21 protein-coding genes and 2 pseudogenes are annotated in these 23704 nt (G+C 71.0%); 11 read left to right on the top strand and 12 right to left on the bottom strand.

Translation table 11 applies throughout. The features are described 5' to 3' along the window. Positions 1 to 642 precede the first annotated feature (642 nt). The 6 genes from ACE7GA_RS12600 to ACE7GA_RS12575 all read right to left on the bottom strand — a co-directional run bounded on the left by ACE7GA_RS12600 (position 643) and on the right by ACE7GA_RS12575 (position 6642). Positions 643 to 1629 (bottom strand): Bug family tripartite tricarboxylate transporter substrate binding protein, encoded by a 987-nt coding sequence (locus ACE7GA_RS12600; protein ID WP_376099875.1) that lies wholly within the window; start codon positions 1627 to 1629, stop codon positions 643 to 645. A gap of 4 nt (positions 1630 to 1633) precedes the next feature. Then, a complete protein-coding gene (locus ACE7GA_RS12595) occupies positions 1634 to 2242 on the bottom strand; it encodes a glutathione S-transferase family protein (RefSeq protein WP_376099873.1) in 609 nt (202 codons plus the stop codon). A 4-nt stretch (positions 2243 to 2246) separates the two neighbouring features. Then, a complete protein-coding gene (locus tag ACE7GA_RS12590) occupies positions 2247 to 2636 on the bottom strand; it encodes a RidA family protein (RefSeq protein WP_376099871.1) in 390 nt (129 codons plus the stop codon). Between the two features lie 9 nt (positions 2637 to 2645). Then, the gene (locus ACE7GA_RS12585) at positions 2646 to 3800 is read right to left on the bottom strand and encodes an LVIVD repeat-containing protein (RefSeq protein ID WP_376099869.1); all 1155 of its coding nucleotides are present in this window, start codon (positions 3798 to 3800) and stop codon (positions 2646 to 2648) included. Beyond that, a complete protein-coding gene (locus tag ACE7GA_RS12580) occupies positions 3793 to 4929 on the bottom strand; it encodes a cupin domain-containing protein (RefSeq protein ID WP_376099867.1) in 1137 nt (378 codons plus the stop codon). Before ACE7GA_RS12580 ends, ACE7GA_RS12585 begins: the two co-directional genes overlap by 8 nt. Positions 4930 to 5007: 78 nt before the next feature. Continuing rightward, a complete protein-coding gene (locus tag ACE7GA_RS12575) occupies positions 5008 to 6642 on the bottom strand; it encodes a GMC family oxidoreductase (RefSeq protein ID WP_376099865.1) in 1635 nt (544 codons plus the stop codon). Between the two features lie 87 nt (positions 6643 to 6729). On the opposite strand from ACE7GA_RS12575, the gene ACE7GA_RS12570 reads away from it, so the two are divergent. Genes ACE7GA_RS12570 through ACE7GA_RS12555 form a run of 4 tightly spaced genes read left to right on the top strand, consistent with a single transcriptional unit; the run spans position 6730 to position 10188 of the window. Further along, positions 6730 to 7389, top strand: coding sequence for an FCD domain-containing protein (locus ACE7GA_RS12570; RefSeq protein ID WP_376099863.1), 660 nt, complete (start codon positions 6730 to 6732; stop codon positions 7387 to 7389). A gap of 2 nt (positions 7390 to 7391) precedes the next feature. Beyond that, positions 7392 to 7901 (top strand): TRAP transporter small permease, encoded by a 510-nt coding sequence (locus tag ACE7GA_RS12565; protein ID WP_376099861.1) that lies wholly within the window; start codon positions 7392 to 7394, stop codon positions 7899 to 7901. Beyond that, positions 7898 to 9166, top strand: a complete 1269-nt coding sequence (locus ACE7GA_RS12560; RefSeq protein WP_376099859.1) for a TRAP transporter large permease — start codon at positions 7898 to 7900, stop codon at positions 9164 to 9166. The genes ACE7GA_RS12565 and ACE7GA_RS12560 overlap by 4 nt, the downstream gene beginning before the upstream one ends. A 20-nt stretch (positions 9167 to 9186) precedes the next feature. Then, the gene (locus ACE7GA_RS12555; protein ID WP_376099857.1) at positions 9187 to 10188 is read left to right on the top strand and encodes a TRAP transporter substrate-binding protein; all 1002 of its coding nucleotides are present in this window, start codon (positions 9187 to 9189) and stop codon (positions 10186 to 10188) included. A gap of 335 nt (positions 10189 to 10523) precedes the next feature. Here ACE7GA_RS12555 and ACE7GA_RS12550 read toward each other — a convergent pair whose 3' ends face one another. Beyond that, positions 10524 to 11510: a tripartite tricarboxylate transporter substrate-binding protein gene (locus ACE7GA_RS12550; protein WP_376099855.1), complete on the bottom strand. Its 987-nt coding sequence runs from the start codon at positions 11508 to 11510 to the stop codon at positions 10524 to 10526. A 193-nt stretch (positions 11511 to 11703) separates the two neighbouring features. On the opposite strand from ACE7GA_RS12550, the gene ACE7GA_RS12545 reads away from it, so the two are divergent. Both ACE7GA_RS12545 and ACE7GA_RS12540 read left to right on the top strand, forming a co-directional pair. Next, positions 11704 to 12249 carry an amino acid synthesis family protein gene (locus tag ACE7GA_RS12545; RefSeq protein WP_376099853.1) on the top strand — a complete coding sequence of 182 codons (546 nt, stop codon included), beginning with the start codon at positions 11704 to 11706 and terminating at the stop codon, positions 12247 to 12249. A 167-nt stretch (positions 12250 to 12416) separates the two neighbouring features. Further along, entirely contained in the window at positions 12417 to 12866 is a 450-nt protein-coding gene (locus tag ACE7GA_RS12540; RefSeq protein ID WP_376099851.1) for an FAD-binding protein, read from the top strand. Between the two features lie 117 nt (positions 12867 to 12983). On the opposite strand, the gene ACE7GA_RS12535 is transcribed toward ACE7GA_RS12540, so the two are convergent. Continuing rightward, positions 12984 to 13634: a hypothetical protein gene (locus ACE7GA_RS12535; protein WP_376099849.1), complete on the bottom strand. Its 651-nt coding sequence runs from the start codon at positions 13632 to 13634 to the stop codon at positions 12984 to 12986. 8 nt (positions 13635 to 13642) lie between these two features. Continuing rightward, the gene (locus ACE7GA_RS12530; protein WP_376099847.1) at positions 13643 to 15709 is read right to left on the bottom strand and encodes a PAS domain S-box protein; all 2067 of its coding nucleotides are present in this window, start codon (positions 15707 to 15709) and stop codon (positions 13643 to 13645) included. A gap of 440 nt (positions 15710 to 16149) precedes the next feature. On the opposite strand from ACE7GA_RS12530, the gene ACE7GA_RS12525 reads away from it, so the two are divergent. The 3 genes and pseudogenes from ACE7GA_RS12525 to ACE7GA_RS12515 all read left to right on the top strand — a co-directional run bounded on the left by ACE7GA_RS12525 (position 16150) and on the right by ACE7GA_RS12515 (position 18639). Further along, positions 16150 to 16818, top strand: a complete 669-nt coding sequence (locus ACE7GA_RS12525; RefSeq protein WP_376100251.1) for an IS630 family transposase — start codon at positions 16150 to 16152, stop codon at positions 16816 to 16818. A gap of 298 nt (positions 16819 to 17116) precedes the next feature. After that, positions 17117 to 17410 (top strand): annotated as a pseudogene (locus tag ACE7GA_RS12520) (FAD-dependent oxidoreductase); the annotation flags it as partial. Continuing rightward, positions 17338 to 18639 (top strand): NAD(P)-binding domain-containing protein, encoded by a 1302-nt coding sequence (locus tag ACE7GA_RS12515; RefSeq protein WP_376099845.1) that lies wholly within the window; start codon positions 17338 to 17340, stop codon positions 18637 to 18639. The pseudogene ACE7GA_RS12520 and the gene ACE7GA_RS12515, both read left to right, overlap by 73 nt. Positions 18640 to 18643: 4 nt before the next feature. Here ACE7GA_RS12515 and ACE7GA_RS12510 read toward each other — a convergent pair whose 3' ends face one another. Next, on the bottom strand, positions 18644 to 19093 hold the full coding sequence (locus ACE7GA_RS12510; protein ID WP_376099843.1) for a helix-turn-helix domain-containing protein: 450 nt from the start codon (positions 19091 to 19093) through the stop codon (positions 18644 to 18646). Continuing rightward, positions 19048 to 19827, bottom strand: a pseudogene (locus tag ACE7GA_RS12505) (hypothetical protein); the annotation flags it as partial. The pseudogene ACE7GA_RS12505 and the gene ACE7GA_RS12510, both read right to left, overlap by 46 nt. Between ACE7GA_RS12505 and ACE7GA_RS12500 the strand changes: the two are divergent. Further along, the gene (locus tag ACE7GA_RS12500) at positions 19826 to 20314 is read left to right on the top strand and encodes a cupin domain-containing protein (protein WP_376099841.1); all 489 of its coding nucleotides are present in this window, start codon (positions 19826 to 19828) and stop codon (positions 20312 to 20314) included. The pseudogene ACE7GA_RS12505 and the gene ACE7GA_RS12500 overlap by 2 nt on opposite strands. 2 nt (positions 20315 to 20316) lie before the next feature. Continuing rightward, entirely contained in the window at positions 20317 to 21309 is a 993-nt protein-coding gene (locus ACE7GA_RS12495) for a transporter (protein ID WP_376099839.1), read from the top strand. A gap of 765 nt (positions 21310 to 22074) precedes the next feature. Here the strand turns inward: ACE7GA_RS12495 and ACE7GA_RS12490 are convergent. Then, positions 22075 to 23685 carry an ABC transporter substrate-binding protein gene (locus tag ACE7GA_RS12490; RefSeq protein WP_376099837.1) on the bottom strand — a complete coding sequence of 537 codons (1611 nt, stop codon included), beginning with the start codon at positions 23683 to 23685 and terminating at the stop codon, positions 22075 to 22077. Between the last annotated feature and the right edge of the window lie 19 nt (positions 23686 to 23704).

The following is a 23704-nucleotide window of genomic DNA, read 5'->3' as shown; positions in this document are numbered from 1 at the left end:
GGTGGGAGCCGGCGACGTGGCCTGCGACGAGCCGTGTGGGGAACCGACGCGATGGCGTGAACGGCTACCCGAGAAGTCTGACGTCACCAGAGTGGACGGCACACGCGCCGCTGATCCCGCCCGCCAAGCCCGCGGGCCTCCGCGGGGACGGACATGCGATCCGCCGTGAACGCGCTCCTTTATCTCCTGCGGGCTGCCCTGGCGTTGTCTGCCGCGGCGGGCGCTGCCCGCTGCGAAGCACGGTCCACAACATTTCCCGGAGCCTCGGGCGCGACGGAGCGTGGGGGACATATCGGTGGCCCTTGTCGCGGCTGGGCGGCGACGGGCGGGACGCGAAGTCGAGCCGACGGCGGGCGTGCTCGACAGCCAGGCGGCGAAAGGGGGGGGCGCTGCACCGAACGCGTGGGCCATGCCACGGGCAGGCGCATGAAGGGGCGCTAGCGCCACCGCCCGACCCGGTGGCCTGCCGCCGCGGGCGCTGCCCGCATCTCCAACTCGTCCGGGCGGACGCCGGCCACTTCGCGTCAAGTGGACGCGGCGGTCGCCGCCGGCAAGGTCGTCGGCGCCTTCGATGGTCGCATCGCCAGGGCGGACCGCCTGTCAACACCTGCGAAGTCGCAAGCCGATCCGCCAGCCGCCGAGTTATTCGAGCACGCGGCCAGACAACCTCAAGCGCCAACCGGACAGTTGTCGCGCAACCTCCGCGGTGGTTTCTTCGGGCCTCAGGTACACCGGTTCGATGGAGAAACTGTCGAGGCGGCGCGTCCAGTCTGGGTCGCGGGCCATGGTCGCGACCGCATCGGAGATTCGCTGCGCGGTGGCTAGGTCCAGCCCTGCCGGAGCGAAGACCCCCCACCACGGGACGAGGTCCACCGAGGGGTAGCCGAGCTCTGCTGTGGTCGGAACGTTCGGCAGGTCGGCGTGCCGACGGGCGTTCGTCGTGGCCAGGGCGCGGGCACGGCCATCGTCCAGGACCGGCTTCGCGACGCCGGTGAGCGCGGGGAGGAAGTCCACCTCGCCGGTGAGCAGGCCGTTCAGCGCGGGGCCACCTCCGCGGTAGGGAACATGAGTGAGCAGGACACGCGCCGCGCCGGCCAGCGCGACGCCGGCCAAATGCGGGTCGGTGCCGACGCCGGGCGTCCCGTAGGTGAGAGGCCGCCCCAGATTCGCGCGAACGAGGTCGGACAGGCTGCGATAGGGCGAGGCAGAGGGCACGACGAAGAGAATGGCTTGCCGCGCGAGCGTCGCGATCGGCGCGAGTTCCCGTTCCGCGTCATAGGGAGGTGGGGGCTGCAACGCTGGCAGGACGACGAGGGCCGGGGACGAGGTGAAGAGCAGCGTGTACCCATCCGGGCGCGCGCGCGCCACCGCAGCCGTCCCGATGGCGCCGGAGGCACCGGCCCGGTTTTCCACGACGACGCTCTGGCCGAGAGATTCGCCGAGCTTCGTCGCGATCACGCGGGCCAGGATGTCGGTGCCGCCGCCGGGGGCGAAGGGGACGATCAGGCGGATGGGACGGGTGGGAAAGGCGTCGCCCTGCGCCTGCGCCGCGCCGACCGCCGCGCCGATCGCCGCGGTCGACAGGAGGAGGGTGCGCCGTGCAACCCGTCCGTCTTCGCCACCCCGCACCGGATCAGCCTTTCGTGGCCTTGCTGAAGGCGGGCCGCGCGGCGATGCGCGTACGCCATGCCTCCAGCGATGGCAGGGGTGGACGCTCCACCGGGAAGTCGAGGCAGCGCGCGACGATGGGCGCCAGGGCAATGTCGGCGAGTGTCAGGCGCCCGAGGGCGAACCATTCGCGACCCTTCAGTTCAGAGTCCAGTATCGCGAGGAGGCCGTTCATGTCTGCGAGTTGCGCGGCGAAGTCGGGGGCACGTTCGGCGGCCGGTTTCTTCGCTTCTCGGAACATGGAGAGGTAGGGCGCATTGAGCTGCGCGAGCACCCAATCCATCCAGCGCTCGACCTGCGAGCGGTCAGCCGGGGTCTCCCCGTGCATGGCCGGCGCGTGCGTCGCAGCGAGGTAGCGGAGGACGGTGTTGGACTCCCAGATAACGACGTCGCCATCCACGAGAGTCGGGACCTTCGCGTTGGGATTCATCGCCTTGTATTCGGGCGTCGCGGTGTTGCCAAACTGGCGGCCGTAGTCCTCCCGCTGATAGGGAATGCCGGCCTCCTCCAGCAGGAAGAGCACCTTCTGCACGTTCCCCGACGTCGCGCGTCCCAGCAGCTTCAGCATCGGCATCCCCTCACCCTCCGCGCGGCGCGTAGGCGATCGCGTCCATCTCGATCTTCGTACTGATGACGGCGCGCGCCTCCACCGTCGTGCGGGCGAGGGTCGCGTCCTTGAAGTGTTCGGCGAAGACCTTGTTGTAGCGGCCGAAGTCGCGCGTGTCCTCGAGGTACGTCGTGACGCGCACCACGTCCGCCAGTGTCAGGCCCTCAGCTTCCAGGATCCGGGCGATGGAGAGGATGGTCCACTTCGTCTCCTCCTCGATGGTGCCGTGGAACATGTTGCCGTCGGCATCCTTCGCGACCTGGCCGGAGACGAAGACGAAGTCGCCCGCGCGGACCGCGGGGTGGAAGGGCAGGTTCGGGTTCTTCTTGCCGATCGGGTAGACGTCGTCGCGGCGGCTCATCGGGGCTCCTCAGCGGACCAGGGGAGATTCGAGGATGTGCACGCCGGCGACGCGGTCCACGAGGTAGATCAGGCCGCGGTCGTCGAGCGTGACGTCGTTGGAGGAGGCGCGGTCCGCCCCGGGCGCGGGGTCGGGAACGAAGTGGCCGACCTCCTTCGGCGCGAAGGGGTCCGCGAAGTCCACGATCCGCAGGCCGCAGGCGAACCAAGCGCAGGGCAGTACCGTCCCGCGGAAGACCTCGGAAGGCTGGTGGCAGCCCGTCATCGCTGGCTGGGTCGATCCGTCGAGGTCGAGGCCCGGCACCTGGAAGGTCGAGATGACCGTCGGGTTCGTCTCGTCGGTGATATCGTAGAACCAGAGGAAGGCGGGCGGTGCGGGGTAGAGCTTCGCCACGTCTTCGTCCGCGACGATCAGGATGCGGCGGCCCTTTACCGGATCCGGCACCGGCATGCAGGTGTGGGTCGGGTGCGGGAAGGCGGTGGAGGTGTTGACGTGCGCGACGGGACGCGGGTTCGACAGGTCGGAAATGTCGAGCGTCCACATCCCGTGGTGCCAATAGGAGACGTAGAGGCGGTCACCCAGCCGCATCGGGTGGTGGCAGCGCGGGAAGGGCCAGCCTTCCGGCATGCGCTCCACCTCACCGGCCGCGGCGTGCTGGCCGGGGATCCACCAGCGCATGATCTCGCGCGGCGTCGCGGGGTCCGAGAGGTCGAGGATAGCGGGGAAGTGGCCGACATAGCCGTCGTCCGTCGCGGATATGTAGGCGAGCGTGCCGTCGAAGGTGAAGCGGTGGACGCCCTTGCCACCCATCCGGACCTTCGTGATCAGGCGCGGCTCGGCCGGCCTGGCGACGTCGTAGATCGCGAGGCCGCCGCCGAAATCCTCGTTCCCCGGCCCGAACTTCTCGTGGTTGACGAGCATCAGGCCATCGGCGACGCGCACCTTGTGGGAGTGCCAGCCCTCGGGGATGGGGATATGGTGCAGCACACGCGGGTTCCGCGGGTCCGCAATGTCCACCACCGTCGTCCCGTGCGGCGGGCGCATGTGGCCGATGTAGAGGTTGGTTCCGTCCACCCAGACCTGCCCCCCGCCGGGAACGTCCAGGCGGGAGATGAGATTGACGTTGCGGCTGCCGCGGAGCGCGGAGCGGTCGACCTCAGGCAAGTCGCGCGACCTCGCCGTTCCGGTCCTTGCCCCACTTGCGGTACAGCGCGAAGGCCTTCAGCGCGGGCTCGTCGCTCGCGACGAAGAGTATGGCGGGATCCTTGTCCGAGCCGTTCACGTGCTCGCACCAGGAACCGCCCGGGACGGCGAGCGTGTCGAACTCCCGCCAGTCGAAGCGCTTGCCGTCCACGATGGAATGGCCGGAGCCCCTAAAGGGCGCGACCAGCAGGCTGGCAGTTTGGCGCAGCGGCAGGGTGCGCTCGCCGGGGCGCAGCATCTGCGCGAAGAAGGTGATGGTCTTGAAGACGGGCCCGCCATTCGTGGGGTCCACATACTCCACCATGATGGCCTCATGCGGGTCGCCGTCCCAGCCGGCGTGGCGGTCCAGCACGGCCTGCATCGCCTCCCACCGGTACACGTACATGGGCGAGGAATGGCCAGCGCCGCGGACGTTCACGAAGCGCGGCTTCATGCCGCCCGTGCCGTAGATCCGGTGGGAATAGTCGTCCGGGAAGCGCGCGGACTGCTGCTTCTTGACCTCGTCGTCCTCGACGTAGTGGTGGTCGAAGGCGACGGCGTTCAGCGTCTCGACCAGCGGCAGGTCGAGGACGGAGAGATTGATCGCCGGCTCGTCGCCGACGGTGCCGTGGTTGTGCCAGGTGTCGATCGGCGTCAGCACCATGTCGCCCGGGCCGAAGACGATGTCCTCGCCCTCGACGCCCGTGAAGTTGCCCTTGCCCGTGAGGCCGAAGCGGATGGCACTCGGCGTGTGCTTGTGGGGCGGCATGATCTCGTTGGGGTCGTTCAGCCGGTACGCCGTGTACATCGTGCTGACGCTGGCCCGCTGAGGCGCAAGGCCCGGGTTCACGAGGATCACCGAGCGCCGGTCGCTGTCGGCGGTCGAGACGAGTTCGGCCGAGCGACGGAGGATCGGCTCGATGTCGTCCCGGTAGGACCAGAGGAAGGGCTGGGCCTTGCGGGTCGCCATCAACTGGCGGATCTCGTCGTGGTCCGTATCCTTCGACGTAGCCCAGAAGGGGAAGAGGTTGTGGCGCGCCAGGTCCTCGTACAGGGCCTTCAGCGCCGCCTCCCGGTTGCTCTCCGGGGCAATGTTGTGGTGCGTGTCCATGGGGCCTCCTGCGGGGGCGTCAGGGCAACCGATACCCAACCGTAGGGCCAACCATTCGGCGGCCGCAAGCCCGGCTGGTCAGGCCGCCGAGAGCACTGCGGGCGGTGCCAGCGCGCGGCCCAGGATGAGGTCGGAGGCCCGCTCCGCGATCATGATCACCGCGGCGTTGATGTTGCCGGAGACCGTGCCCGGCATCACCGAGGCGTCCACGACGCGGAGCCCCTCCACGCCGCGCACGCGCAGGTTCGCGTCCACCACGGCGCGGTCGTCCAGGCCCATGGCGCAGGTGCCGAGGGGGTGGTGGACGGTGATGGCGGTGTTGCGGACATGGGTGTCCAGGTCGGCGTCCCCGTCGCGTCCGGCACCCGGCGCGACTTCCCGCGCTTGGAAGGGCGCCATGGAAGGCTGCGCCATGGCCTGTCGGATCATGCGCAACCCTTCCCGCAGCCGCGCGCGGTCGCGCTCGGTCGAGAGGAGGTTCTGCCGGATGCGCGGGGCCGCGCGGGGATCGCCGGACGCCAGGGTGATCCGGCCCTCGCTGTCGGGGTGCAGCAGCACGGCGCGGCAGCCGAAGCCGTCCGGAAAGGGCCGGCGTAGCCAGGGCTGGGCCGTGAAGGGCGCGGCGGTGAAGAGTAACTGGACGTCGGGCGACGCGCCCGCGCTGCTGCTGCGGAGGAAGGCCGTGACGCCCCCAGGGACGTCGCTCGCGAAGCCGCTGCCGCGGAGGTAGGCGCGGGCAACCGAGAAGGCGATCCGGTCCACGCGGAGCGCCGCGGGGAAAGGTCCCGGCGCACCCCGCGCGTAGGCGAGCATCACCGAGGCATGGTCGCGGAGGTTGCGGCCGACGCCGGGCAGCGGGGCGCGGACGGCGACATCCAGCGCCCGGAGCGCGTCAGGATCGCCGATGCCCGACAGCATCAGGAGCTGGGGCGAGTTGATCGCGCCACCGGCCAGGATCACCTCGCGCGCGGCGCGGGCGGTGCGCGTCTGCCCGCCCTGAGCGTATTCCACCCCGACGCAGCGCCGGCCTTCGAAGACCAGGCGCGTGGCGTGAGCGCGCACCTGGATTTCCACGCGGCCGGCCCGCAGGGCCGGACGCAGATAGGCCGTGGCGGCGGAACAGCGGCGGCCGTTGCGGATGCTCATCTGCAGCCGCGCGAAGCCTTCCTGCCGCGCGCCGTTGTAGTCGTCGGCCCAGCCGAAGCCGGCGGTGCGTCCCGCTTCGGCGAAGGCCTCGACCAGCGGATCCTGGTAGGCGCAGGGCTGCACGCCGATCGGGCCGTCACCGCCGCGGTACGCGTCGGCGCCGCCGGACCAGCTCTCCTGCCGGCGGAAGTAGGGGAGGACGGAGTCGTAGTCCCACCCCTCCAGGCCCTTCGCCCCCCAGCCATCGTAATCCGCGCGGTTCCCCCGCACCCAGGCCATGGCGTTGGTCGAGGAGGAGCCGCCGACCACCTTGCCCCGGGCACATTCCACCGCGCGGCCGCCGACCGACTCCTCCGGCTCGCAGTCGTAGCCCCAGTCGTGCAGGCGCTTGATGAGGATGCGGCCCCAGCCGAGCGGGACGTGGATCCAGGGATCTCGGTCCCAGCCTCCCGCTTCCAGCACCAGTACGGTCGCGCCGCCTTCGGACAGGCGCCGCGCCAGGGTGCAACCCGCGGAGCCCGCGCCGATGATGACGTAGTCCCGCTTCGGACCGGCCTGCGCTGTCATGGGCGAACCGGACCATTCTGCGCGCAACCTTGTCAACCAAAGCCGGTCCTGGTTACGCTGGTTAGGTGTGCGGAGACCCATCACCCCATGACACTTCCCGGGGCGAAGGACGAGGACGAGGCCCTGCTGGCCGCCCTGCGCGCCCGCCTCGCGGCAGGCGGGCCCCTGCCGGCGGAACGCGCCCTCGCCGACGCGCTGTCCGTGAAGCGCCACCGGGTCCGCGCCGCGCTCGAGGCGCTGCGCGCGGCCGGCGAGATCGGCCCCTCCCGCCCCGGCCGCCGCGCGGGCGAGCGACGGACGGACGAGCTGGTCCGCGTCACCAATTCGGTGGAGGTGGTGGAGCTGCGGCTGATTCTTGAGCCGGGGATGGCAAGGCTCGCCGCAGTGCGCGCCTCGCCGATGGAGGTCGCGCGGATCGTGCGCCTCGCCTCGACCGATGGGGTGCAGGAGGCCGGAGCGGCAGACCTGGCCTTCCACGAGGCCGTGGCGGCCGCGGCGCGCAACGCCCTGGCGGCGGAACTCTACGCGCGCGTCCGCCGGATCGGCCGCGACGTCCGCGTTTCCATCGCGTCGTCCGCAGGCGCGGGGGCCAGCCGGCTGCGGCAGCGGGACGCGGAGCATCGCGCGGTGGCACAGTCCATCGCGGCACGCGACGCCGACGCGGCGGAGGCCGCGATGCGCGCCCACATGCTCGCGGTGAAGCGGCGGGTGATGGAGCGCCTCTCCCCCGGTCTGACGGCCGCCTAAGGATGAGCGAGGCCGCCCCCCTCATCGAGGCCAGGGGCGATGTCCGCCTGCCGCGCCTCGCCCTGGTCGTCGAGGAGGCGCTGACCCGGTTCCTCGGCGTGCTCATGGTGCTGATCGTCGTGCTGAACGTGGCCAACGTCGTGGGGCGCTACGTCTTCTCCGCCCCCGTGCCCGCAGCGGACGAGATCATGACTTATGTGATGGTCTGGGGCGTATTCCTTGGTGGCGCGGTGGTCACGCTGCGCGGGTCGCACTTGACGATGGACCTTGTCGTCGGATTGCTGCCGGCGGGGCTGCGCGCCGTAGCGGAGGTGGCGTCCCTGTTGACCCTAATCGGGGTGCTGGGCTTCGTGGCGTGGCAATCGCTCGACTACCTCGAGACCCTCGGGATGGTCGGGCTGACGAGCATGTCGGCGCGCCTGCCGATGACCTGGATCCACGCCGCAATACCGGTCGGCTTCGCGCTGATGATGGTCGCCGCGGCACTGCGGCTGCTGGGACGGCGCTCGTGACCGCAGCGCTGGTCGCCCTGCCGCTCGCGATGCTGGTCGCGGGCTTTCCCGTGTTCCTCGTGCTCCTGGCGGCCGCGACCGCCTATGCGATCTTCATCGCGGACGTGCCGGCGACCGTCCTGCACCAGACGATGTTCGGCGGCGTCGACTCCTTCGCGCTGCTCTCCATCCCCTTCTTTCTCTTCGCGGGGGAGGTGATGACCCAGGGCGGGATCGCGCGGCGTATCGTGGACCTCGTCGTCGCCGTGGTCGGGCGCCTACCCGGCTCGCTGGCCCTCGCGACGGTCGGGACCTCGACCATCGTCGGCGCCATCTCCGGCTCCTCCGCCGCGGCGACGGCGACGGTCGGCCGCATCCTCTACGTACCGCTGCAGAAGGCTGGCTACACGCGGCCCTTCGCGACGGGCGTCATCGCGGCCTCAGCGGGCATCGACGTGGTGATCCCGCCCTCCATCGCGATGATCCTCTATGGCGTGGTCGCAGAGGTCTCGGTGCCCAAGCTGTTCCTGGCGGGCATCGTGCCCGGCCTGGTGCTGGCGGGTTTCATGGCGGTCTTCATCATCATCCACGCCGCGGTCACGCGCGTGGGGGGGACCACACCGTTCAGCCTCGCCCTGGTCATCCGCGCCTTCATCCGCTCGCTTTGGGCGCTGGGGATGCCGACGATCGTCTTCGCGGGCATCTACGGCGGCGTCTTCTCGCCGACCGAGGCGGCGGGCATCGCCTGCGTCTACGCCGCAGCCGTCAGCGCCATGGTCTACCGCGATATCGGGCCGCGCGCGCTGTTGCGGCTCGCCGCCGACGCCATGGTGCTGACGGCGCAGATCATGGTGATCGTGGCGGCCGCCGGAGTCTTCGCCTGGATGCTGACGACGAGCGGCACGCCGGCGCGCCTGGTCGGCTGGATCGAGGGGCTGGACCTCTCGCCCTGGCAGGTGCTGCTCGTCATCAACATCGTGCTGCTGATCGCCGGCTGCTTCATCGACCCGACCTCGGCCATCCTCGTCCTCACGCCGCTGCTGATGCCGATCGTGCGGCATGCGGGGATCGATCCCGTACACTTCGGGATCGTGATGACGGTGAACCTCTCGATCGGGATGTTCACGCCGCCCTTCGGGCTGAACCTCTTCGTCATGCAGTCGCTGTTCCGCGTACCGACCGGAGACCTGTACCGCGGGGTCATGCCCTTCATCGCAGTGCAGATCTCCGCGCTGGCGGCCATCACCTACATCCCCGCCCTCTCGCTGTGGCTGGCCGGCGGATAAGTCCCGAAGGAGGCATGCCCATGACACCGATCACGCGCCGCGCGGCGCTCGGCACCCTCGCCGCAGCTGCCATGGCAACCGACGCGCAGGCCCAGGCGGCGACGCTGAAGATGGCCAGCGCTACCGTGAACGACGTGCAGCACGAATGGCTGCGCCGCTACGACGCAGCGCTGCGGGAGAAGCTCGGGGGGCGCGTGACGGGCGAGATCTACCCGGCGAGTCAGCTCGGCGCGATCCCACGCATGGTCGAGGGGCTGCTGCTCGGCACGATCGAGAGTTTCGTGACGCCGACCTCCTTCGTCGTGCCCGTGGACCCGCGCATGCAGGTCTTCGATGCGCCGGGCTTGTTCCGCTCGCCGGAGCACCTGCAGCGTGTGATCACCGACCCCGAGGTGCGGGCGCGGTCGCTCGCGCTGCTCGAGCCGCGCGGGGTGAAGGGCATCGGCATCTTCTACAACTCGCCGGTCGTCGTGCTATCGCGGAGGCCGATCCGGACGCTCGCGGACTTCCGGGGGCAGAAGATCCGCACCTTCGCTTCCCCGTTGCAGACACGTCCCATGGAACATCTCGGCGCGACCGCCGTGCCGATGGCGTTGTCGGAGGTCATGCCCGCGCTGCAATCCGGCGCCATCGACGGGCTGCTGGCGGGCATTCCCGTCCTTTCCGCGCTCCGCTACTTCGACGTGGCGAAGGCGGTGACGGAGATCCATCCGGCGATCGTTGTCTCGACCTTTCTCGTCAACAAGCGGTGGTTCGACCGCCAGCCCGCAGAGGTGCGGCGCGTCATGACCGAGGAAGGCGAGCGCATCGACAAGGATCTCTACGCCTGGACGACCAACGCGATCCAGGAAGCCAACTCCGCATGGACCGCAGGGGGCGGCGAGCTGATCCGCCTCGCCCCCGAGGAGCAGGAGCGGATGATGCGGGAACTGCGGACTCTCGGCGAGGGCATCCTCGCGAGTAGCGCGCCGGTGAAGGCCGAGTACGACCTGCTTCTCCGTGCTGCGGAGCGTCTGGCATGACGGTCGCTCGCAGCAAGCGATCGCGATGGCGCGTCCATGTGCGACGGATGTGACGCCGAGGCGATCCGCGCGTCGCTTTTCGGGCACCGCGATCTTCGGATCGCCGCATCGGCCCGTCGGGCTTGGCGCGCGGAGGGCGATGTCGTCGGCGCACTACGCTGGTCCGGGTTCCGGTCTACCGTTGCTGCGGAGGACGTCCTCCGCACGCACGCGACGCCTGGGACGACGGGGCGCGGCCTGAACCAACCTAAGGTCGGCAATAGCCCGGTCGATCCGGACGGTTCTCCGCGATCCTGAACGAGCGGCAGGCCTCGAAAGACCCTACGGGCGAAAGTCTATCCCGCGGTGATGCCGGCCTCCCGCGCGATCGCCGTCCACCGACGAACTTCCGCTCGGAAGAAGGCCGTGAAGGCGGCGGGGTCGCTGGGTGCGGCCTCGACGGCCAGCGCCTCGACGCGCGACAGCGTCTCGGGCATGGCCATGACCTGGAGGATCGCACGGTGCAGCGTCTCGACGATCTCGGGCGGCGTGCCGGCACGGACGAGGATGCCCTGCCAGGTCTGCACTTCCAGCCTGGCACCGAGCCCGGCCTCCGCGATTGCCGGTACCGCGGGATAGGCGGGCTGCCGCGCCTCGGCCATGACGGCGAGACCCTTCATCCGGCCTTCAGCCAGGAAGCTTCGCAGCGCAGTCGTCGGCGTGTCCAACAGCAGCGGCACGTCACCGGCGAGCAAGGCCTGCGCCGCCGGTCCGCCGCCGCGGAACGGGACGTGGACGAGGCTGATCCCCGCACGGCGCGCCAGGAGCTCTCCGGCGAGATGGGCGGAGGACCCCACCCCACCGGACGCGTAGCTGATCGTCCCCGGCGCGGCCCGCGCGGCCGCGACCAGTTCCGGCACGGTCGAGAACGGCGCGCGGGGCGAGGCGAGCAGGAAGACCGGAACGCGCACGACCTGCGAAACCCCGACGAGATCGGCGAGAGGATCGTAGGAAAGGCGCAGCAGCGCCGGCGCGACGGCGTGGGAGAAGACGGCGTAGAGGAGCTGCGACCCATCCGCCGGCCCTTTCGCGACGGCCTCCGCGGCGATGTTGGCCGCGGCGCCAGGGCGGTTCTCGACGATCACCTGCTGCCCGAGCACGCCCGACAGGCCCTGCGCGAGGACCCGGGCCATGGTGTCCACGGTTCCACCCGGCGCGAAGCCGACCAGCAGGCGGACCGGACGCTCGGGCCAAGCCGCGACAGCGTTCCGCGGGAGGGCGGCCACGAGCGGCGCCGTAAAGAGAGCGCGACGGGAAGGGATGATCTGCGGGGTGCGGAGCATCGGGACCTGTTCCGTGGCGCACTACGAGCCGAACACCTTCGGCGCCGCGGGTCAACGATCCTTGGACGCGCTTGCTAATCGGAGCGGGACCGGTGGCCGGAGGTGCCGGAGTCATGGCGAAGCACGGGCGCGCTACGAAGCACTCCCGCGCCCCTTTTTCGAGAGCTAGGCTCAGCCGCGGAGGGGCGCGCCCATGCTGAAGATCCGCAAGCTGCAGACGATCCGCGAGGAGGTCATGTCCGAGCTCGGGGCCGACGCCGAACGCCCCATCGTACGCTCCGTTGGCCTGGCGGTGATCCAGAACCCCTTCGCCGGCCACTTCGCGGAGGACCTTACGCCCTTGTGGGAGATCGGTGCCGCCCTTGGAGAGCGGCTCATGCCCGACCTCGCGAGGATGTTGTCGATGCCGGCCGTTTCCTACGGCAAGGGCGCGATCGTCGGTGTGGCCGGCGAGGTGGAGCATGGCGGTGCCTGCGTTCATCCGCAGCTCGGCAAGCCCATGCGGGCGGCGATCGGAGGCGGAGCCGCCGTCATCCCGTCAAACGTGAAGGTGGCGGCCGCGGGTACGCCGCTTGACCTGCCTCTGGGCCACAAGGACGACCCGTGGTCTTTCACCCACTTCGACACGATCACGGTCTTCCTTGCCGACGCGCCGCGGCCGGATGAGATCCTTGTCGCGATCGCGCTTGCGGACGGCGGGCGCCCGCGGAATCGCTGCGGATCGGGGCCGTTTCGGTAGGATCGGGGCCTGCCAGGCGGTTCGGCGGCTGGCAGCTTCGACCGATAGGGCCCTCGCGAAGTCCGTGTCGCGGGGGTCGCCGAACTCGTCCGGGGCTGCCTGCATGTGCGTGGGGTGCAAGCGTCCCCGGCGCTTGCCAGCCCGGTCCGGGTTGCTACCGTTCCCATATGACCCGGGTCGACGACCACCTGCGCTGCGACGTCCTCGTCATTGGCGGAGGCGGCGGCGGGCTTCGGGCGGCGGTTGCAGCCCGGGCGGCAGGCGCGGACACACTCGTCGTCTCGAAGGGCGTCGTCGGGCGATCCGGGCTGACGCAGACGGCGGTGACGGGGTTCCAGGTCGCGCTCGGTCACGCCGATCCGCGCGACAACCCTGGGGTGCACGAGGCGGACTCGCTCCGCGGCAGCTACGGGCTTGCGGACCCTGCCCTCGTCGCGGTGTTCACGGCCGAGGCTGCTTCTGCGCTCGCCGCGATCGAACAGATGGGCGCGCGCTTCGACCGGCTTCCGGACGGGCGCTACGCGCAGCGGCGAGAGACTTCAGCTGATCGGCGTCAAGACCTGGCCCGATGCCACGCCTGCCGCTGCGGCGTGGGTTCGCGCAGTCCGCGGGCATGACCGACGCGTTCTTCCCATTCCAGGACCTCCGATCGGGTGAAAACCTTATCCAGGTGTCCACCAAGCCGGCAGCAGGCCAGGCCGGGGGAACTACGCCGTTCGTCAGTCTTCGGCTGATCAAGCGGCCTCTTGCTCCTCACGCGTCAGCCGCTCGTAGCAGGGCGGGCAGAAGCCGTGGCTGAGCAGCGCAACCTCCGCACCCCCCCTGCGGTAATACTCAGCCGCCTCGATCCACTCACGGTCGGGCCCCGCCGTCCCGATCGGCCAGGCGACGCGCGCGCAGACCGTGCAAATGGTCAGGACTCCCACCTGTCCCTCCGCCGCAGCCTCCGCCGCAAACAGAGGCAAGGGCGGACGCTGCCGGGCATGAAGCAGCACGGACTGGTAAAGCAGGCCGACGACCGTTCCGGTTTCGAGGACCGGAGCGACGGCGAGCCGCATCTGCCGCTCGGTGTCCGGCGCGTCACAGCGGAAGTCGACCTTCACCCGCCGCCGCCGCCGGTGCGCCACATCGTCAAACAGGCGCCCGTAGGTCTCTCGGACCGGCCCGGGGGTCATGAACTCCGTGACCACTCTCCCGATGACGTCACAGTGCGGAGGAGATTGCCCCCCCGCCTGACGATACAGGTCGTCCCAGGCCCGCCAGCCGACGGCCCTGATCCGGAGCTGCGGGTCGAGGATGAGGGCGACGCCCTCCAGGGCCTCGAGCAGGGCCTGAGTGTCCAGGGCGAGCTCGGACCCCTGGCCTGATCCTGGAACATGCCCCATGCGACGGGCTATGCTGCGCCGGTCGCGTCGTGGAGAACCCTCGCCAGTTCGGCCCGTCGGTAGGGCTTGCGTAGGACCGGCCAGTCGGGCTCGGAATCCCAGCCGGTGAACTCGTGACGGAGCACCTCGTCCGAGTAGCCCGTGCACAGGACGACGGGGAGCCCAGGGCGAAGGCGGCGCGTCGCCTCCGCCAGCGCCCAACCGCTCAATCCCCCCGGCATGACAAGGTCCGTCAGCATGACGTCGAAGGCGGCGGGATCCGCCCGGAGCGCCGCGAGGGCCGTCGGGCCGTCCGCCGCGGCATCCACCTCGTAGCCGAGCGCGCGGACCTGCTCCTCGGCCTGCTTTCGGACGAGCGGGTCGTCCTCGACGAGGAGAACCCTCTGGCCTGCGCCGCGCGGTGGACGGGCTTGCCGATCCGTCACGTTCTCCGCGCGTGGCGCGCAGCGGGGCAGCAGGATCCTCACTGTCGTACCGCGGCCCACCTTGCTCTCGATCTCCAGGGCGCCGCCGGACTGCCGCGCGAAGCCGTAGACCATGCTCAGGCCCAGCCCGGTGCCCTGCCCCTCAGCCTTCGTTGTGAAGAAGGGCTCGCAGGCGCGGGCCAGGACCTCCGGCTCCATCCCGCCGCCCGTGTCCTCGACGGCGATGCAGGCGTAGTCGCCGGGTTCGACCTCGGCGCGGGGCTCGTCCAGACGGACCATGGTCGTCGAGACGGTGATCCGTCCGGCGCCGGGCAGGGCGTCGCGCGCGTTCACGACGAGATTCAGGACGGCCGTTTCCAGCTGGACGAGGTCGGCGTTCACGAGAACGGCGTCGGGCCCGCCGCTCGACCTGAACCGGAGCTCGGCCGAGGCGCCCACGGCACGGCGAAGCACGCCCTCCATCTCCCGGAGCGCCTCCGCCACACTCACCTCTCGCAGCCGGACCGGCTGCTCCCGCGCGAAGGCCAGAAGCTGCTTCGTCAGCGCCGCCCCACGATCAGCCGCCAGGAGGACGGCCTCGGCCGGCTCGTGCATCGGGTGCCCTTCGGGCGCGCCATCCAGGATCTCCTCCGCGCCGCCGATCACGGCCGTGAGGAGGTTGTTGAAGTCGTGCGCCACGCCCCCGGTGAGCTTGCCCAGCGCGTCCAGCCGCTCGGTCCGGCGGACGCGCGCCTTCAGGCCATCGCACTCCTCGCCAGCCCGCAGCAGCGCGGCCGCGCCTTCGTCGACGAGACGTTCCAGCTCCGCCTTGTCCCGCGCCAGCACCTCCGTCGCGCGCCGCTGGGCCGTCACGTCCAGCACGGTCCCGATGGTGCGGACCGCCACGCCGTCCTCGAATTCCACCCGGCGCCGCGCCAGGATGTAGCGCACGGCCCCATCCACGGCATTGATCACGCGGTACTCGATCTCGTCGGGTCCCTTCTGGCCAGGAACCCGCGAGGTGGCCATCGCGGCCCGTAGCCTCTCGCGGTCGTCGGGGTGTATCCCGGAGAGGGCATCGCCGACGCTGAGCCGCTGCTCCGCCGGCACGCCCCATAGCGCCCTGGCACGCTCGTCGGCCTCCAGCGCGCCGGTCCGTAGGTCGATCCCGAACGTGCCGATCTGTCCGGCATCGAGGGCGAGTTGCAGCCGCTTGTCGCTCTCCCGAAGGGCCTGCTCCGCTCGCCTGCGCTCCGTGATGTCCTGCGCGCTCCGGATCTCGCGCTGGGGCCTCCCGCCAGCGTCCCGCAGCAACGAGACCGAAACGTCGCACCAGGCCGTCATCCCGTCACCGCGGAGGTAGCGCTTCTCGATCCGGTACTCCTCGATCTCTCCCGCCATCAGCTGGCGTCGCCGCTCCGCCTCCGCCGCGAGGTCTTCGGCGGGCGTGACATCGGCCAAAGTGAGCCCGCCGAGCAGATCATGCCGGGAATGGCCGGTCGCGCGGCAGTAGGTCTCGTTTACCCGGACGAAGCGGCCTGTGTTCGGGTCGAGAACGGCGATGCCGATCGGTGCGCGCTCGTAGGTGGCACGGAGCAGCTCGGCGGATTCATCCGTCGTCTCCTCAGGCGGGCACGAGGAGCGCGAATCCGATGCGATGTCATGCGGCACGGCTGACCCCATTGGGGAACGGGCCTCCAGAACGGCGGGCGGCGCCGAGCGGCCGCCCTTGACCATACTGTACCAGACACTCACGGTTTCGTGAAGTGCGAGACCCGGCGGCGGTGGGGGGTGGTCGTCAACGACGGTCGGCGCGCGCGAAACCGATCAGGATCGACATCGTCGCATGCCGTCCAGCCGCGCCGCGCCATCGCGGAGACGGCGGACTGTATACCGGCCAGTAAGCGGCGAGGTTGCTGCACGTCGCCGAGGAGGATGCCGTGCCGAGGACGTGCTCCCATCGACGGCTCTGCGGGGAACGTCGCCTTGGCGACTCGTTGAAGGCAGCTGAGGACCAAGGGGCATTGCTCCTCTCAGCAGGCCTGTCAGGCTCTTCTGTCCGAAAGGGGACCCTTCCGTGCAGGCGGGCATGAGACCCGGATCGGAACCCAATCCGGTACGCCTTGCCGCATCGCAAACACGGCTCACGCCGACCCGAGATTTCCGAACGCGTCCGCAAGCAACTCGCAAGCGTCTTCCAGGGCGACTTCCCCGCTCTCGTGACCGCGGTCCTGCCACCGGAGGCCGTGGGCAAGCCGATCGAGGTCTGGCGGCAGCACGAGGCCCGCATCGGCCAGCGGGGCACCCTCGCTCGCGTCTGGGCAGAGGGAGGATCGCGTCCGCCCGCGCCGAAGGACTGCCGATCCTCTTGGGCCTACCTCTTCGGCGCAGTCTGCCCCGCGCGCGGCACAGGCGTGGGTCTCATGCTGCCCTACGCCAACGCCGGGGCCATGAATGTGCACCTTGCCGAGATCGGGCGCGAGGTCGCGCCCGGTGCGCTCGCCGTCCTCGTCCTCGACGGCACGGGCTGGCACCAGACCGGCGGCGGGCTCCGCGTGCCCGCCAACATCTCCCTCCTCCACCTCCCGCCCTACGTGCCGGAGCTGAACCCGGTCGAGAACCTCTGGGCGTTCCTGCGCGGCAACATGCTCTCGAACCGTATCCTCGCGGACAACAACACCATCCTCAACGCCTGCTGCGAGGCATGGAACTGGCTCATGCAGCAGCCCAAACGCATCACCTCCATCGCCAGCCGCCACTGGGCACAGGTCAACCAATGACGCCGGGCGTGCCAGCCGCCCCCTGAAACACAAGCCCCCAAACCGTCCATGAGGCGGCGAAACTGCAACGTTTCAGTCGTGCGCGCGGCGACGCTCGTCCTGTCAATCGGCGCGGAACTGGAAATCGACCGCCGCCGCGGGGCTGCGCCGCGGTCGTGCCCCGGACGTTCGGCGCCGATTGGAGAGGCGTCTGCGCCGCTCGGACAGCCCCCGCGTCGATCGGATAGCGATGTCGCGGCGGGCCGCGACACCCTGGCGGCCGGCCCGGGCGTGACCCCATGGGCCGGCGGAGGGGTGGATGTCCGTGTCCCAGCGCGTGCTCGTGATCGGCGGCGGCATCAGCGGCCTTGCGGCGGCGAAGGCCTTCCGCGCGCACGGACATGACGTGACGGTCGTCGAGAAGGCCGGCGAGCTCGGCGGCGTCTGGGGTCCGGCCCGGTCCTACCCCGGGGTGAGGACGCAGACCCCGCGCGACCTCTACGCCTATCCCGACTTCCCGATGCCGCGCGACTACCCGGAATGGCCAACGGGCGCGCAGATGCACGCCTACCTCGCGCGCTACGCGGAGGCGCACGGCCTGCGACCTCTCCTCCGGTTCGGGACGACCGTGGAATCGCTCGCGCCGGTCGGCGGCGGCACGGGGGCTGGACGGCGCGCCTCCACGACGCGCGCGGCGCGGCGGAGGAGGGCTTCGACCGGGTCGTCGTCGCGACGGGCCAGTTCAGCCGGCCGAACAGGCCCGACTTCCCCGGGGCCGAGACCTTCGCCGCGACGGGCGGGACGATCCTGCACTCCTCCGAGCACGTCGACGGCGCGGGCGTGCGCGGCAGCCGGGTCGTCGTCCTCGGCTTCTCGAAGAGCGCGACCGACGTCGCGGTGCACGCTGTGGAGGAGGGTGCGGCCGCGGTCACGCTGGTGCACCGCGACGTCGCCTGGAAGATCCCCTACTTCTTCGGCGGCGCGCTGAACTTCAAGCGCGTCCTCTATACGCGGCTTGCGGAGGCGATGTTCCTGCCCTTCGACGCCTCGCCCGGCCGACGCCTCGCGCAGCGCGCCTTCGCGCCGCTCACCTGGGCGAACTGGCGGGCGCTGGAGGCGCTGCTGACGGCGCAGTTCGGCCTGAAGCGCACCGGCCTCCGCCCGGGCGAGCGGATCGAGGACACGATCCATTGCGCCCTCGGCGTGGAGACGCCAGGCTTCTACCGCATGGTCGCCGATGGCCGCATCCGCGCGCTCCGTGGCACGATCGGGCAGTACGAGGGCGGCGCGGTCGTGACCTCGGGCGGAGAGCGGGTGGCGGCGGACCTCGTGATCCTCGCCACCGGCTGGCACCAGGAGCTTCCCTTCCTGGGGGAACGGGAGCGCGCGGCGCTGGTGGAGCCGGATGGCGCGTGGCGCCTCTACCGGAACATCGTGAACCCGCGGCTGCCGAGCCTCGGCTTCGTCGGCTTCAACTCCAGCTTCGCGACGACGCTGTCGGCCGATCTCGGCGCGCGCTGGCTCGCGCGCTACTGGGACGGGCTGCTCGTCCGGCAGCCGATGCCGGCGGAGATGGAGGCGGAGATCGAGCGCTCCCTCACGTGGCGGCGGTCGGAGCGGCCGGCGGCGGCGGGCTATGGCGGGCTCTGCATCGCGCCGTGGCATCACCGGCACTTCGGCCAGCTCCTCGCCGACATGGGCGCGCGCTCGCGCCCGGCGAACCCGGTCGCGGCCTGGCTGCTGCCACTAGACCCCGCGGCCTATGGCCGGCTGCTGGAGACCGCGCCGCCCGTCCGGCCGGCCGGCGCGATGGCCCCGACGCGGGAGAGCGTTCCCGCCTGATCGGTCACGCGCCCCGGCGCAGCCGCGCGAGCGTCTCCGACGGCGCCTCCCCGAAGCGCGTGCGGTAATAGGCCGCGGCGCGGCCGAGATGCGACAGGCCGACGGAGAGGGCGAGGTCGGTGACCCTCGCGTCCTCCGCACCCGCCTCCAGCGCCGCACGCCAGGCGCGCAGCCGCGCCTCCCGCACGTAGTCGGTGACGGTCGTCTCGCGAAAGCGCCGGAACGCCTCCTGCACGGAGCGCGGGCTGGCGCCCGCCGCGGCCGCGACGTCGAGGAGGGAAAGCGGCGCTTCGAGATCGCGCGGATATAGGTCTCCGCCCGCCGGAGATGCGCGGGCGAGGCGGCCGAGCGGCGGCCGCCGGCGAGCCGCGCGCTGCCGCCATGCGGCAGGGTGGCGAGGAGCAGGCCGCGGAGCGAGGCGGCGAGCTCGCCGAGAACGGTCGCCGAGCCGCACCCGGTCTCGGCGGCGTGGAGCATCAGGCCGGCGGTGGCCCGCACCGCCGCCCCCGCGGCGCCGGCCAAGTCCACCGCGGGATCGAACTCGACGGCGCGCGGCGCCTCGTCGAGCAGGCGGGCGAGGTGCCGCTCCACGTCCGTGCGGTCGAGCAGGATGATGAGCTTGTCGCAGCCTGCCTCCCAGGTCATCCGGGTCGGCAGCGTCGGGGACAGCAGGCTCGCGCGCCCCGGCCCGGCCTCCACGAGGCGCGTGGCGCAACGCACCGTCGCGTGGCCGCGCAGCGGAACCTGCAGGAGGAAGAAGCCGCCGAGGCAGCCCGGGTCGATCTCGACCCGGCTGCCGTAGGAGACGGCGTTGACCGAGAAGCCGCGCCCGCGGGCGCTGCGGTGGCGCGCGTGGAACGCGTCCCCGGTCGTGCCCAGCGGGGCCAGCCGATGTTCGCAGAAGATGCGGCCGACCTCATCGCGAGCCCGGTCCGGATCGCGCGTGTCCACCGCCGCGAAGCGGCCGAGGGGCAGGTCGTCGGTCACGGGAAGAGGCACGGTCGTCCTCCGCCAGGGCTCGGTGTCAGCGCGATGACAAGCATAGGCCGGGCCAGCCGATCCCGCGAGCGGAACGGGGCCGCCGCGCGCCGATCGCCGCGCGGAACGGATGACGCCCGCGTGTCGCGGATCGCGCGCCCGTGCCACCCGCCGCGACCTTCGCACGCCACGAAGGAGGGATGGAATCATGAGCGCGACAATGCCGGCATCCATCGGAACGGGACCGCTGCCGGGCTCGCTGCCGGCCGGGGTGACCCGCAAGGGCGAGGGGACGGCCTGGAACATCCTCGGCCACACCTACTGGCTGAAGGCCAGCTCCGAGAACGCGTTCGCCTTCGAGACCTACGACCCGCCCGGCACCTTCGTGCCGCCGCACGTCCACCCGACCCAGGACGAGTTCATCTGGGTGATGGAGGGCGCCTTCGACCTCTACCTCGACGGCACCTGGACGAAGGCGGGGCCGGGCGACCTGGTCTGCATGCCGAAAGGTCTCGTCCACGCCTACTACAACCGCGGCGACGTCGCGGCGCGCGCGCTGTTCTGGGTCACGCCGGGGCGGCGGCTGAAGGAGCTGTTCGACGCGCTCCACGACCTGACGGACCCGGAGGAGGTCGTGCGCCGCTCTGCCGCCTGCGAGGTGGACTTCCTGCCGCCCGGCGCCGTCCCGGGGGCGTGAGGATGCGGCCGTTCCGACGGGCCGGACGGCCCGCCCGCCTCGCCACCCTCGCCGCCGGCCTCCTCCTTTCCACCGTGTGGGGGCGGGAGGCGCGCTCCCTGGAGAACGGGTTGCCCGCCTACCCGATCGGCGTCGAGACGCTCTACCCCGCCGCCTTCCCGCCGGTGCCGGGCCTGTTCATCAACTTCTACACGCTCCAGTACTCCATCGATAACGTGCGCGACGCAGAGGGGCGCAAGGTCTTCACGCGCTTCGACGGCGACGTGACGGCCTCCGCGGTGCGGCCCTTCGTCGTGTGGGACGCCGAGATCCTTGGCGCCCGTCCGGTGACCTTCGTCACTCTGCCCGTGCTCTACCGGCACGTCTCCGCCGCGATCGACGCGGACACGCCCGCGGGGCCGCTGACCGTGTTCCAGGGAAGCCAGAACCGGACGGGCTTTGGCGACGTCAGCGTCGCCGCGCTGCTCGCCTGGAACCGGCCGGGCGGCCTCTCCTACACGGCGGGTTTCGAGACCTTCCTGCCGACGGGGGACTACCGGGCGCGCGAGGACTTCAACATCGGCGTGACCAACACCTACACCTTCTATCCGCAAGCCTCCGTCACCTGGCGCCCACCGGGGAACCACCACGCGTCGCTGAAGCTGATGTACGGCATCCCACTGCGGAACGGGTCGACGGACTACCGAAGCGGCCAGCACCTCATCGCGGAGGCCGCGGCGGGGGTGGGCGTCACCGACACGGTCGGCCTGGACCTGACGGGCTACGCCCTGGTGCAGACGACCGACGACAACGCACCCGGCCGCAGCTTCGCCAACGGCAACCGGACGCGGCTCTTCGGCGTCGGGCCGCAGCTGCGGGTGAATGTCGGACCGGGCGCGCTCTCCGTTTCCTACCAGCGGGAGTTCGGAGCGCGGAACGCGCCGGAGGGACACCGGTTCTTCTTCCGGATCGGCCTGCCCCTCTACGTGCCGAACCCGCCCGCTGCCGCGCGATGACGCGCGCGCCGGCCGCAACGGGGTACCCGTGCGGCCGGCGTTCCGCGGCGAGATCGAGCCGCGCCTTCTGTCCGGCGTGCGGAAGCGCGCTCGACGGCGCGCCCGCCTTGGCGTTGCTGACGGGCGCGTTCGACGAGGCCACTGCGGCGGCGCTACGCCGCGCCACCTCATCGCGTGGAACGAGGCGAAGCGCGTCATCGGATCGGCCCGTCTCCGCAGCCTGAACCTTCTCCGACGATCTGGACGCGCCCATCGGCGCGCGCCGGGACCGGGAGGTGGCGATGCCCACCCGTCAGGCGTAACAGCGAACGGAGACGGGACAACGAATGGGTGGTTCGAGGCACGGGCGGGCCTGGAGGCGGATCCAGCGGCCCAGCCCTTGCTGCGCCGCTACGCGCTCCGCTCCCTCCCGGAGGCCGGGATGGAGCGTGCCCGGCGTGACCTCATCGCGTCGCCGTTGCCGGCGGATGGCTTGGTCCTCGCGCTCCCCATGACGAGCCGCGACGTCGCTCAAAGCCCAACCCGAGGCGGGTCATGCTGCCGGCGAAGAGTGGGACGCCGGGCGCAGGGGCCTGCACCCGTTGGAACCGGCAGGCGGTAACGAGACCGCTGGAAACGGAGGCTGAGGACGGAGAGGGTGGCTCCGTCCTCTCAGGAGTTGGATGCTTCGGCGATCGCAAAGCGGTTCGCGCTGGCACAGCACGACTGCGCCAGCACCATCGCCACCCGCCCGTGGGCACAGGTCACCCCGCCACGCCCGGCGTGTCAGGACAGGGTGGTGAGGTCCTGGAACCAGTGCTGGGCCTGGACGTAGCCCCGCACGTTGCGGCCGAGGACGTGAGGGTTGGTGTCGTGCACGACGAAGACCAGCAGCGCCTGGTCCACCACGCGCTCGTGCACGCGGGCCATGAGGCGGTCCTGCTCTGCGCTGTCGAAGGATTGCACGGCGGCGTCGATCAGACGATCCGTCTCCGGGTCGCGGTAATGGGACCAGTTCACCCCCACGGGCGCGATCTGGTTGGAGTGGAAGAAGCGCACGAGGGCGTAGAGCGGGTCGGAGGTGACGTAGGCCACGTTGTTCGCGGTGACCCCGCGCAGCGATTCGTGCGCCGCCCCATTGCGCCAAGCGGTGTAGAGGACCTCCAGTTCGACGGGCTGGAATTCGACGGAGATGCCGACCTCCCGCCAGGCCTGCTGGATGTACTCGTTCATCGGCATGGACAGCATCTGGCCCGAGCCGCCGGTCGCGATGATGAAGCGCGTGCGCAGCGGGTTCTGGGGGGAGAATCCGGCTTCCCGGACCAGGCGACGCGCTGCGTCCGGGTCGAAGCGCACGCGGAACTCCGGCCGCCCGAACCAGGGCGAGGAGGGGTCCACGACGCCCGTCGCCGGCTTGGCCAGGCCCCCGAGGAGGGTCACGATCTCGTCGCGGTTGATGGCGAGGTTCGCGGCCTGCCGCAGGCGCAGGTCCCGCCAGGGCGAGCCCTCCAGCAGGCTGAGGTGGTAGTTCCAGACATGCGGCGTGACGTTCTCGACGACTCGGTTCCCGGCGGCGCGGAGCTGCGGGACCATGTCGAGGGCCGGCGTCTCGATCAGATCCAACTGCCCCGTGAGCAGGGCGTTGGACCGCGTCACCGCGTCCGGCGCGCAGACGAGGACGAGACGATCCACCTTGGGGACGCGGCTGGGGTTCCAGTACGCCGCGTTCTTGACGAGTTCCGCCCGTTCCCGCGGAACCAGCCGCGCCAGACGGAAGGGCCCGGTGCCCGAGGGCTCGGCCGCGAAGCGTTCCCAGGACCGGCCGAGACGTTCGTATTGCGCGGGCGAGGAGATCAGGAACCAGAGCAGCTGGTAGGGGAAGAGGCTGTCCACCGCCTTCGTCGTCAGTTCCACCGTCATGGCGTCGAGCTTGCGCCAGGACGCCAGGCTCGGCAGGCGCGGGCGGACCTGCGCCGCCTGCCGCTGGTCGAAGTGAGGCGCCTGGTTGTTCATCACCTTCTCGACATTCCAGATCACCGCGTCCGCGTCGAAGGCGGAGCCGTCGTGGAATCGCACGTTCTCGCGCAGTTTCAGCGTCCACTTCGTGCGGTCGGCCGGGTTCGCCTCCCAGGAGGTCGCGAGACCGGGGACGAGCTTCCCGGGGCGGTCGGCCACGTCCATCTCCCAGGCGACGAGGGAGTCGTAGATCGTGTGGCCGGTGAACTGGTAGGCACCGGCGCCGCGGTCCGGCTGACCCGTCGTCTGCGGGATGTCGGCCATGGAGATGCCGTAGCGCAGCACGCGCTCTCCGGACTGCGCCAGCGCGGGCGCGGGCACGGCTCCGGGCAGCATGGCGAGGCCGGAGGCGCCGAGGAGGGCGCGGCGTGAAAAGCTCATGGGGGCTCCGCGGGGCTGG

This window comes from Roseomonas sp. CCTCC AB2023176 (genome assembly GCF_042259275.1).
Classification (GTDB): Bacteria; Pseudomonadota; Alphaproteobacteria; order Acetobacterales; family Acetobacteraceae; genus Roseomonas.
Note: the sequence above shows the minus strand (reverse complement) of the source record. Positions and strands in the feature narration are given on the sequence as shown.

Coding starts and splice junctions, on each gene's coding strand:
- ACE7GA_RS12590 (WP_376099871.1), bottom strand. CDS start 2,636: ATGAGCCGCCGCGACGACGTCTACCCGATCGGCAAGAAGAACCCGAAC.
- ACE7GA_RS12580 (WP_376099867.1), bottom strand. CDS start 4,929: ATGGACACGCACCACAACATTGCCCCGGAGAGCAACCGGGAGGCGGCG.
- ACE7GA_RS12545 (WP_376099853.1), top strand. CDS start 11,704: ATGCTGAAGATCCGCAAGCTGCAGACGATCCGCGAGGAGGTCATGTCC.
- ACE7GA_RS12540 (WP_376099851.1), top strand. CDS start 12,417: ATGACCCGGGTCGACGACCACCTGCGCTGCGACGTCCTCGTCATTGGC.
- ACE7GA_RS12515 (WP_376099845.1), top strand. CDS start 17,338: ATGGCCAACGGGCGCGCAGATGCACGCCTACCTCGCGCGCTACGCGGA.
- ACE7GA_RS12570 (WP_376099863.1), top strand. CDS start 6,730: ATGACACTTCCCGGGGCGAAGGACGAGGACGAGGCCCTGCTGGCCGCC.
- ACE7GA_RS12550 (WP_376099855.1), bottom strand. CDS start 11,510: ATGCTCCGCACCCCGCAGATCATCCCTTCCCGTCGCGCTCTCTTTACG.
- ACE7GA_RS12565 (WP_376099861.1), top strand. CDS start 7,392: ATGAGCGAGGCCGCCCCCCTCATCGAGGCCAGGGGCGATGTCCGCCTG.
- ACE7GA_RS12500 (WP_376099841.1), top strand. CDS start 19,826: ATGAGCGCGACAATGCCGGCATCCATCGGAACGGGACCGCTGCCGGGC.
- ACE7GA_RS12555 (WP_376099857.1), top strand. CDS start 9,187: ATGACACCGATCACGCGCCGCGCGGCGCTCGGCACCCTCGCCGCAGCT.
- ACE7GA_RS12535 (WP_376099849.1), bottom strand. CDS start 13,634: ATGGGGCATGTTCCAGGATCAGGCCAGGGGTCCGAGCTCGCCCTGGAC.
- ACE7GA_RS12575 (WP_376099865.1), bottom strand. CDS start 6,642: ATGACAGCGCAGGCCGGTCCGAAGCGGGACTACGTCATCATCGGCGCG.
- ACE7GA_RS12495 (WP_376099839.1), top strand. CDS start 20,317: ATGCGGCCGTTCCGACGGGCCGGACGGCCCGCCCGCCTCGCCACCCTC.
- ACE7GA_RS12595 (WP_376099873.1), bottom strand. CDS start 2,242: ATGCCGATGCTGAAGCTGCTGGGACGCGCGACGTCGGGGAACGTGCAG.
- ACE7GA_RS12490 (WP_376099837.1), bottom strand. CDS start 23,685: ATGAGCTTTTCACGCCGCGCCCTCCTCGGCGCCTCCGGCCTCGCCATG.